The 9348-nt window shown below is 70.9% G+C and carries 10 protein-coding genes; 5 read left to right on the top strand and 5 right to left on the bottom strand.

What is annotated here, in order from left to right:
* Positions 1–28 precede the first annotated feature (28 nt).
* The 5 genes from CA984_RS39660 (at position 29) to CA984_RS39680 (ending at position 4724) form a co-directional block, all read left to right on the top strand.
* Positions 29–871: an ABC transporter permease gene (locus tag CA984_RS39660; protein WP_086578512.1), complete on the top strand. Its 843-nt coding sequence runs from the start codon at positions 29–31 to the stop codon at positions 869–871.
* Positions 868–2061, top strand: a complete 1194-nt coding sequence (locus CA984_RS39665; protein WP_086578513.1) for a sensor histidine kinase — start codon at positions 868–870, stop codon at positions 2059–2061. Before CA984_RS39660 ends, CA984_RS39665 begins: the two co-directional genes overlap by 4 nt.
* Positions 2062–2064: 3 nt before the next feature.
* A complete protein-coding gene (locus CA984_RS39670) occupies positions 2065–2688 on the top strand; it encodes a response regulator (protein WP_086578514.1) in 624 nt (207 codons plus the stop codon).
* A gap of 254 nt (positions 2689–2942) precedes the next feature.
* On the top strand, positions 2943–3995 hold the full coding sequence (locus tag CA984_RS39675; RefSeq protein ID WP_479725545.1) for an aldehyde dehydrogenase family protein: 1053 nt from the start codon (positions 2943–2945) through the stop codon (positions 3993–3995).
* Positions 3996–4142: 147 nt separating this feature from the next.
* Positions 4143–4724, top strand: a complete 582-nt coding sequence (locus CA984_RS39680) for a TetR/AcrR family transcriptional regulator (RefSeq protein ID WP_242676430.1) — start codon at positions 4143–4145, stop codon at positions 4722–4724.
* A 132-nt stretch (positions 4725–4856) separates the two neighbouring features.
* Here the strand turns inward: CA984_RS39680 and CA984_RS39685 are convergent, their stop codons facing one another.
* The 5 genes from CA984_RS39685 to CA984_RS39705 form a co-directional block, all read right to left on the bottom strand.
* Positions 4857–5174, bottom strand: coding sequence for an STAS domain-containing protein (locus tag CA984_RS39685; RefSeq protein WP_086578516.1), 318 nt, complete (start codon positions 5172–5174; stop codon positions 4857–4859).
* A gap of 193 nt (positions 5175–5367) precedes the next feature.
* Positions 5368–5961, bottom strand: a complete 594-nt coding sequence (locus CA984_RS39690; protein WP_086578517.1) for a response regulator transcription factor — start codon at positions 5959–5961, stop codon at positions 5368–5370.
* Complete coding sequence (locus CA984_RS39695) at positions 5958–7241, bottom strand: sensor histidine kinase (protein WP_086578518.1); 1284 nt, start codon at positions 7239–7241, stop codon at positions 5958–5960. The genes CA984_RS39690 and CA984_RS39695 overlap by 4 nt, the downstream gene beginning before the upstream one ends.
* A gap of 13 nt (positions 7242–7254) precedes the next feature.
* Entirely contained in the window at positions 7255–8052 is a 798-nt protein-coding gene (locus CA984_RS39700) for an ABC transporter permease (RefSeq protein WP_086578519.1), read from the bottom strand.
* 81 nt (positions 8053–8133) lie between these two features.
* The gene (locus CA984_RS39705) at positions 8134–9195 is read right to left on the bottom strand and encodes an ABC transporter ATP-binding protein (RefSeq protein WP_086578520.1); all 1062 of its coding nucleotides are present in this window, start codon (positions 9193–9195) and stop codon (positions 8134–8136) included.
* Positions 9196–9348 lie beyond the last annotated feature (153 nt).

Consider the following 9348-nt stretch of genomic DNA (forward strand, 5'->3'; position numbering starts at 1 on the left):
CCCATCGATCCCCCGAGGTGATCACCCCATGACGCAGACCACCACCCGATCCCCCGCTCCGGCGCCGGCCGCCGGGCAGCCCCCCGCGATACGGCTGGGGCTGTCGCGGGCGGCCTTCGAGACCAAGATGTTCTTCCGGGAGAAGGACGCGGTCATCTTCACCTTCGCCTTCCCGATCGTCCTGCTGGTGATCTTCGGTTCGATCTTCGCGGGCGACCTGGAGGGGACCGGGCTGAACGTCTCCCAGCTCTACGTGGCCGGGCTGATCGGCTCGGCGGCGATGACGGGCTTCCAGAACCTCGGCATCAGCATCGCGGTGGACCGCGACGACGGCACGCTCAAGCGGCTGCTGGGCACGCCGCTGCCGCGCACCTCCTACTTCATCGGCAAGGCGCTCAACACCCTGGTCATCTCCTTCTTCCAGGTCGTGATCCTGCTGGCCATCGGGGTCACGCTGTTCGGCCTGAAGCTGCCCTCCGAGGTCTCGACGTGGCTGACCTTCGTCTGGGTGTTCGTGCTCGGCGTGATCGGCTCGTCCCTGCTCGGCATCGCGGTCAGCAGCCTGCCCCGCTCCGGCAGGAGCGCCAGTGCGGTGATCGCCATGCCGTTCGTGGTGCTGCAGTTCATCTCCGGGGTGTTCATCCCCGTCACCCAGCTCCCGGCCTGGCTGGTGAACATCGCGTCGTTCTTCCCGCTCAAGTGGATGTGCCAGGGTTTCCGCTCGGTCTTCCTGGGCGACGCCGGTGCCACACTGGAGCTCACGAAATCGTATGAACTCGATCGGGTCGCCCTGATCCTGGGCGCCTGGGTCGTCGGAGGACTGGTGCTGTGCCTGATGACGTTCCGCTGGAAGAGCCGCCGCGACGGATGAGGTCGTTGATCCGGTCCGGACGGAGCACCGACCCGTCCGGACCGCACGTCTGGCACTCGCTGCGCGGCTGGGAGCTGCTTCTCGCCGTCGCGACGCTCGTGCCCGCGGCCTTCATCGTGCCAGGCGACCTCCCCGTCACGGAGAAGATCCTTTCCGCCGGGCTCATGTCCGCGATCCTCCCCGTCTACTTCCTGTTCGGCCGGTCGGCGATCCTGGCCGGGGACCGGCGGCGGGGCGCGGTCTACCTCGCCGTCCTGGTCGTCCTGTTCACTCCGGCGGCGTTCATCGAGCCCTCGGCGACGTTCGCCCTCTTCGGTCTCTGCCCGCAGTGCTTCATGGTCTTCCCGGCCAAGCCGGCGGTCGGGGTCGTGATCGCGCTGAACGCCGGTCCGGCCATCCGCTTCCTGGTCGAGAACCAGGGCGACACGTTCAACTTCCTGAGCGTCAGCACCATCGTGGTCTTCTTCTCCGCCGTGTTCGGCATCTGGATGGAGCGGATCATGCGGCAGAGCGAGGATCGGGCGGTCCTCATCGCGGAGCTGGAGGCCCAGCGGGCCGAGGTGTCCAGGCTCTCGGCCGAGCGCGGGGCCCTGGCCGAGCGCGAGCGCCTCGCCGGGGAGATCCACGACACCCTGGCCCAGGGCTTCACCAGCATCATCATGCTGATCCAGGCCGCCGAGGCCCAGTCCGACCCGGCCCGCCACCTGTCGCTGGCCGTACAGACGGCGCGGGAGAACCTGGCCGAGGCCCGCGCGCTGATAGCCGCGCTCAGCCCGGCGCCGCTGGACGGCTCCACCCTGGACGAGGCGCTGGTGCGGCTGGCCGACCGGCTCAGGGAGGAGACGGGGATCGCCACCGCCTTCTCCCTCCACGGGGAGTCGCGCCCGCTGCCGCCGCCCACCGAGGTGGTGCTCATCCGGGCGGCCCAGGAGGCCCTGGCCAACGTGCGCAAGCACGCGGCCGCCGGCCGGGTGGAGGTCTCGGCGTCCTACGGTCCGGAGACGGTGGCGCTGGAGATCCGCGACGACGGGCGCGGTTTCGATCCCGCCGCCGCCGAGGGGTACGGCCTGCGCGGCATGCGTACCCGGGTGGAGCAGGTGGGCGGCACCTTGACGTTGACCAGTTCGCCGGCGGGAGGTACGACCCTTGAGGCCGTCCTCCCTTCCGAGCAGCCAGAGCAGGGAGCGTGACACGTGCTGCGTCTGATGATCGTCGATGACCATCCGGTGGTCCGCGAGGGGTTGCGGGGGATGCTGGAGGCCGATCCTGGGATCACGGTGGTGGGCGAGGCGGCGTCGGGGGACGAGGCGGTCGCGCGGGCCGGGGAGCTGCGGCCCGACGTGATCCTGATGGACCTGCGCATGCCGGACGGGGACGGGGTGAGCGCCACCGGGCGCATCCTCTCCGAGCGGCCGGAGAGCCGGGTGATCGTGCTGACCACCTACGAGACCGATCAGGACATCGTGCGGGCGGTCGAGGCGGGGGCCGCCGGATACCTGCTGAAGGACACCTCCAGAGCCGACCTGCTGGCCGCGATCGTCTCCGCGGCGCGGGGCGAGACCGTGCTGTCGCCGTCGGTGGCGACCCGGCTGGTCACCCGGATGCGGGCCCCGGTGACCGAGTCCCTGTCGCCGCGCGAGGCCGAGGTGCTCTCCCTGGTGGCCCGGGGGCTGACCAACGCGCAGATCGGCAAGGCGCTGTTCATCAGCGAGACCACGGTCAAGACCCACCTGCTGCGCGTCTTCGGCAAGCTCGGCGTCTCCGACCGCACCGCCGCCGTGACCACGGCGCTGGACCGGGGACTCCTCACCCGGTAAGTGATGGTTTACCGGACAATGGTCCCGGTCTATCGTGGGCGGACCGCGCCCGTTCGGCTCGCCGCGCCCGCGAGGGCCGCGCGGACGCCGCACCCTCCGCCCTCGGGCATCCGCCACGGCACAGCAGGAGGCCACGATGACCACGGCGACCGGCCGGCTCACCTTCGACTCACTCGATCCGGCCACGGGCGCCGTCGTCGGCACCCACCCGATCCAGGACGCGGCGGCCGTGCGCGCGGCCGTGGAACTACCCGGTGTTCACCCCGATGGGCTCGATCGCCTACGCGCTGGCGGCCGGGAACGCGGTGGTGTTCAAGCCGAGCGAGCTGACCCCCGGCGTGGGCGTGCTGCTGGCGGAGCTGTTCGCCGAGGCCGTTCCCGAGCACGGGGTGTTCCGGACGGTCACCGGGCTGGGCGAGACCGGGGCCGCGCTGGCCGGGGATCCGGGGGTGGGGAAGGTCGCCTTCACCGGCTCGACCGCCACCGCCAAGCGGGTGATGGCCGCGTGCGCGGTGAACCTCACGCCGCTGGTCGCCGAGTGCGGCGGCAAGGACGCGCTGATCGTGGACGAGGGCGCCGACCTGCCGGCCGCCGCGGACGCCGCCCTGTGGGGCGCGCTGTCCAACGCGGGCCAGACCTGTGTCGGGGTGGAGCGCGCCTACGTGGTGGACGCGGTCTACGACGACTTCATGGGGGAGCTGACCCGGCGGGCCCGGGAGGTCAGGGCCGGGGAGGACTACGGCCCGATCACCATGCCGGCCCAGCTCGACGTCATCCGGCGGCACGTCCAGGACGCGGTCGCGGGCGGCAGGGCCGTCCTCGGCGGCCCCGAGTCCGTCCGCGCGCCCTTCGTGGACCCGGTGATCGTGGAGGATGTGCCGGAGGAGTCGGCGTCGGTCCGCGAGGAGACGTTCGGCCCGACCCTGACGGTCAAACGGGTCGCCGACGTGGAGGAGGCCCTGGAGAAGGCCAACGCCTCCGCGTACGGCCTGGCCGGGACGGTCTTCTCCGGCAACGCGCGGCGGGCCGTGGAGCTCGCGCGCCGGATGCGCGGCGGGATGACCGCGATCAATTCGATCATCTCCTTCGCCGCGGTCCCCTCGCTGCCGTTCGGCGGGGTGGGCGACTCCGGCTTCGGCCGCATCCACGGCGCGGACGGGCTGCGGGAGTTCTCCCGCCCCAAGGCCGTCTCGCGGCAGCGCTTCGCACTGCCCGGAATGAACCTCACCTCATTCACTCGCGGCCAAAAAGACCTTGACCGACTAGTCAGGCTTGTCACCTTCTTGCATGGACGACGGAAGCGATAGCACACTTACTCTTCCGCAAAAAGGATCTTGCACCCATAATGGTGGATTCTGGGGGCCAGGATCATGAGGTGGAAGTGATAAAGCGAGTATTTGTCAAGTCCGCATTAAAGGCGGAGGCTTGACATGAATGGGCGATCATACAGAGGAATGTCAGCGGAGGAGCGGCTGGCGGAGCGTCGGGAACGTTTGATCACCGCGGCGTACACGCTCTACTCCGACCCCGGTTTCCCGGAGACCACGATCGAGAAGCTGTGCGCCGCGGCCCGCATCTCCAATCGTGCCTTCTACGAGTGTTTCTCCGGCCGTAACGAGTTACTGCAGGCGGTGCACGACAGGTGTGTGCAGGAGACGCTGCTGTCGGTGTCGAAGTCCATCGAGAAGGCCCCGGACACGCTGCTCAGCCGGGTCGAGGCGGGCATCGCCGGATACATCGGCTTCGTCACCGAGGACAGGCGCCGTGCCCGGATCATGCACCTGGAGGTGCGCCGGGCGGGCGACTGCCTCACCAGGTCGCGGCAGCAGGCGGTGGCGGCCTTCAGCCAGATTATCGAGGCCAACGTCTTCGACCTGCCGGGGGCGGCCAAGGCCAACCAGCGCCTGCTGGCGCTGGGCATGATCGGCGCCATCCAGGAACTGCTCATCGAGTGGGTGCTGGCCGACGACCCGCCCGCGGTCGATCACCTGATCAGCACCGCCGTGCACATCTTCTACCGGTCCTTCGTCACGTGAGCCCCGCCGGGACTTCCGTGACGTGACCTCCGCCGGACGAACCGGGCGAGCCGGGCGGGGAGAGCGCCCGCGATCGCCCTCGGATCCGAGCGGTTCCGCGGCGCGGTGGAGCGCTGACGCGCATGACCGGGGTCAGGCCACCGCGGCCATGGAGAGCTCGACGGTGAGCACCCGGTTGAGCCGGGTCACCGCCAGCACGCGCATGACGCGAGGCGGAACCCCGCGCAGGATGAGACGGCGTTCCGCGGCCAGCGCGCGGCGGTGCGTGCCCACCAGCACGCCGAGGCCGGTGGCGTCGATCATCTCCAGCCCGGAGAGATCCACGACCAGGTCGCCGTGGCCGGAGTCGACCGCGTCGTGCAGTCGCGGACGCACTCCGGCGACGGTGCCCACGTCGAGCCGGTTGCCGACACTGACCACCTGGGCTCCGGGGTTTCCGGTGGCGCGCATGCCTCCTCCTCAGACCGGACCGCGGGACGGGTGCGGCCGGACATAATCTCCGTGCGGCGCCGCGTCAGGCGGGCACGCACTGCATTTACCGATGACATGACGCGGGGAAAAGGCGCGGATCTCACGCACTCCCGGGTTCACGTCCGCTGCCACCATGTGTTCCCCCTGCCCCAACGCAGAGAAAAAACTCTGTTTAGAGCCAACCTTTTTCCTGGGCGGCGTGGATGGCGGTGATCCGGTTGCTCGCGCCCAGCTTGGTGATGGCGCTGGACAGGTAGTTGCGCACGGTGCCCTCGGTGAGGTGCAGCGACACCGCGATCTCCCCGACCGACGCGCCCCGCGAGGCCAGGGTCAGGGCGTCACGCTCACGCTCGGTGAGCGGGCTCTCCCCCGCCATCATCGCCGAGGCCGCCATCTCCGGGTCCAGATAGCGTCCGCCGGAGTTTACCTTACGGATCGCCGTCGCCAGCTCGTCGGAGGAGGCGTCCTTGGGGATGAAGCCGCGCACCCCCGCCGCGAGCGCCCTTCTCAGATATCCGGGACGCCCGAAACTGCTCAGCATCAGCACCGCGTGGCCGGGCAGCGTCTCGGCCACGGTCAGCCCGTCCATCCCGGGCATCTCGATGTCCAGCACGATCACATCGGGCCGGTGATCCCGTACGGCCTGCTCCACCAGGTCGCCCCTGGCGACCTGGGCCACCACCTCGATGTCCGGCTCCAGGCCGAGCAGCGTGGCGATCGCCCCGCGGATGAGATGCTCGTCGTCGGCCAGCAGTACCCGGATCATCTGACTCCCTCCAGCGGAACCGTCGCCCGCAACCTGAACTCTCCCGCGCCGCCGGCCCCGGCGGCGACGGCGCCGCCCGCGGCGGCCACCCGCTCCGACAGCCCGATGAGGCCGGTGCCGCCGCGCCCGTCCAGACCGGTCACACCGTCGTTGACCATCTCCAGCGCGGCCGCGCCGTCGCGGAGCGCGATCGTGATCCGGCACCGGGTCGCCGAGCTGTGCCGCAGCACGTTGGTGGTGCCCTCGCGGACCACCCAGGCCAGCAGCGTGCCCAGCTCCTCGGGCACCGGCTCCTGGGGGGTCTCCAGCGTGCAGCGGATGCCGTCGGCCTCCAGCACCGCGGTCATGCTGCGCAGCTCGGCGTCGAGGTCGACCGTCCGGTAGCCGCGCACCGCCGAGCGGATCTCCTTCAGCGCCTCCCGCGCCAGTCCCCGGACCTCCTCCATCTCTCCGGCGGCCCGCTCGGCGTCCATCTTCGACAGCTTGGCGGCCACCTCGCTCTTGACCGCGATCGCGGACAGGCTGTGCCCGACCAGGTCGTGCAGGTCGCGCGAGAAGCGGAGCCGCTCCTCGGTGACGGCCAGCCGTGCCTGGGCCTCCTTGCCCTCCTCCGCCAGCCTGACGACCTCCCAGAACCAGAGCTGCAACCGGTTCGCGCAGGGCAGCGCCAGGGTGGTCCCGATGAAGGCGCCGGTGAGGGCTCCGGCGAGGGTGGCCGCGTCCTCGCCCGGCTGCGGCGCGGCCAGCGCGCGTCCGATGACCGAACCGGAGCCGTCGTCGAACGGTGCGAGAAGCAGGGCGACCGCGGCGGCGCCGAGGCCGGCGACGAACGTGCCCGTCCTGCTCAGCAGCAGCGCCGCGCCCGCCGCCCAGGCCGGCGCGATCAGCCCCCAGCTCCACAGCTGGTGCTCCTGGGTCAGCAGCAGGACGACCGCGAGCACGGCCGAGGCCACGATCTCACGGTTGGCCGAGGTCCCCGCGACGGCCGCCTTCACCATCCTCATGTAGAGGACGCTGAAGGCGACCAGCCCCAGCAGCCCGAGGACGAGGACGAGCAGGTCCGCCCCCCTGTCCTCGGCGACCCCGCCGGGGACGCCGAACCGGTCCTCGCCGAGCCCGCCGACGACGCCGAGCCAGACCAGTAACAGACCGGTGGTCAGCGACCAGACGGTCAACCGGCGGAGCCGCTCGACGGTCGTGCGCTTCCTGCGCCGGGGGAACACGCGGAGGACGGAGCGCCTGAAGCGCCCCGCCCCGCTCTCATCAGCTTTTGTCAACATCGCGTGATGAACGTTATCCGTGCCGGGGCTCCCACCGGAACAGCCACCTGGCCAGCAGGGCCGCCACCGCGACCCAGGCCAGCAGGATCCCGAGCGAGGGCAGCGCGGCCACCCACTGCCCGCCCATGCTCAGCGCCTCACCGCTCCCGGAGACGTGGTCGGCGCCGAGGAAGGCCGTACGCATGATCTCCACGACCGGCGTCACCGGGAGCAGGTCGGAGACCACCCCCAGCGGGCCGGGCAGCACGTCGGCGGGGTAGGCCACCGGCGCGCCGATCATCATGACCAGGATCACCGGCAGGACCGTGATCTGGGCCAGCTCGGCGTTGGGCGTGATCCCGGAGAAGGCGGCGGCCAGCAGGCCGAACAGCGCGACTCCCAGGACGGCCGCGACCACCAGCAGCGGCACGTTGGCCGGCATGACCCCGTCGGTCCGGTGCATCCAGACCGCCAGCAGCACCACCTGGCCGAGGAAGAGCGCGAGCGCGCCGAGGGCGGCGCCGCCGAGGACCGCCGGCCCGGACGGCTGGCCCCCGCGCAGCCGCTTGAGCACCAGCTCCTCACGCCGGGCCGTGAAGGAGTTGACCAGGTTGATGAAGACCGCGAACCCCAGCATCAGGCCGGGCACCCCGGTCAGCACGAAAAGCTCCCCGGACACCCCGGCGATGTCCGCGCCTCCCTGGGTCTGGGTGAACATCCAGGCCATCAGGAGCGGCAGCAGCAGCACGTTGAACATCACCGTGGTGTTCCTGGCCACCAGCGTCAGGTCGAGCCTCGCCAGCCGTACGGCGTGCAGAACGTCGGTCCTCATGTCACTCACCACTCCTCATCCACTTCGTCCGCCCCATGACCACGCGCTCCCCGCCGGCGGCCGCGCCGGCACCGCTCCGTCTCATCGCCGCTCCCCCACCACGCGCATGAAGGCGTCCTCAAGGGTCCCCCGGCGTACGGCGAGCCGCCCCAGGGCCTCGCCGTGCTCGTCGGCCCAGGCCAGCAGCGGCCGGAGCGCGGCGTGCGCGCGGGTCTCGGGCTGTCCGCCGGCGACGGTGTAGACGACCTCGGTGCCGCCGTCGGCATAGGTCAGCGTGGGGGTGACGCCGTCCGGGGCGGGCAGGTCGCCGAAGGACCAGGCGGTGCCGGGGAGCCGGAAGGCGATGGTGTCGCCGGAGCCGGCCACCACCTCCTCGACCGTCCCGTAGGTGTGGATGAGACCCTCATGCATGATGGCCAGCCTGCTGGCGAGGCGCTCGGCCTCCTCCAGGTAGTGCGTGGTGAGCAGCACCGTGGTGCCGCCGGCCCGCAGGTCCTCGATCACCTGCCAGGTGGTACGGCGGGCCTCGGGGTCCATCCCGGTGGTCGGCTCGTCCAGGAAGAGCACCTCCGGCCGCGAGAGCACCGCGAGCGCGAGGTCGAGCCTGCGCTTCTGGCCGCCGGAGAGCTGCCGGACCTTGGTCCTGGCCTTGCTCTCCAGGCCGACCAGCTCCAGCGCCCCCATGGTCGCCCGGCTCACGCCCCGGACCCGGCCGAAGAGGGTGAGGCTCCCGGGCAGCTCGGTGCTGCCGGACAGCGTGACCGGGCGGCCGGCGTCCTCGCTCAGTCCCCTCCACAGGTCCACGGTCTCGGCCACGGTGAGGTCGCCGAGGAAACCCCCCTCCTGCAGCATGATCCCGACGCGGGGCCGCAGCTCGCGGTGCTGCCTGACCGGATCGAGGCCGAGCACCCTGACCGTGCCGTCGGTGGCGGGGGTGAAGCCCTCCAGGACCTCCATCGTGGTGGTCTTGCCCGCGCCGTTGGTGCCGAGCAGGGCGAACAGCTCGCCCCTCGGGACGGTGAAGGAGATGCCGCGTACGGCCTCGAAGTCGCCGTACTTCTGCCGGAGACCGCCGACCTCGATCACGTTCCCGAGGCCGGCGGTTCCGGTGCCGGTCGCGTCCGCAAGCTGTGGTGTTCTCATGCGGACAATCCTCGCCTTACGGCGTTTCAGCAGGTAGTCGCCGATATCACCGACATGCCACTGATCTTTCAGGTCAGCGGGATGACGCTTTCAGCTCCGTGGGATGACAAATGTCACCTATGGGCGGGGCGGCAGTGCCGGACGGCGGCGGGA

Source organism: Streptosporangium minutum (assembly GCF_002149035.1).
GTDB classification, from domain to species: domain Bacteria; phylum Actinomycetota; class Actinomycetes; order Streptosporangiales; family Streptosporangiaceae; genus Streptosporangium; species Streptosporangium minutum.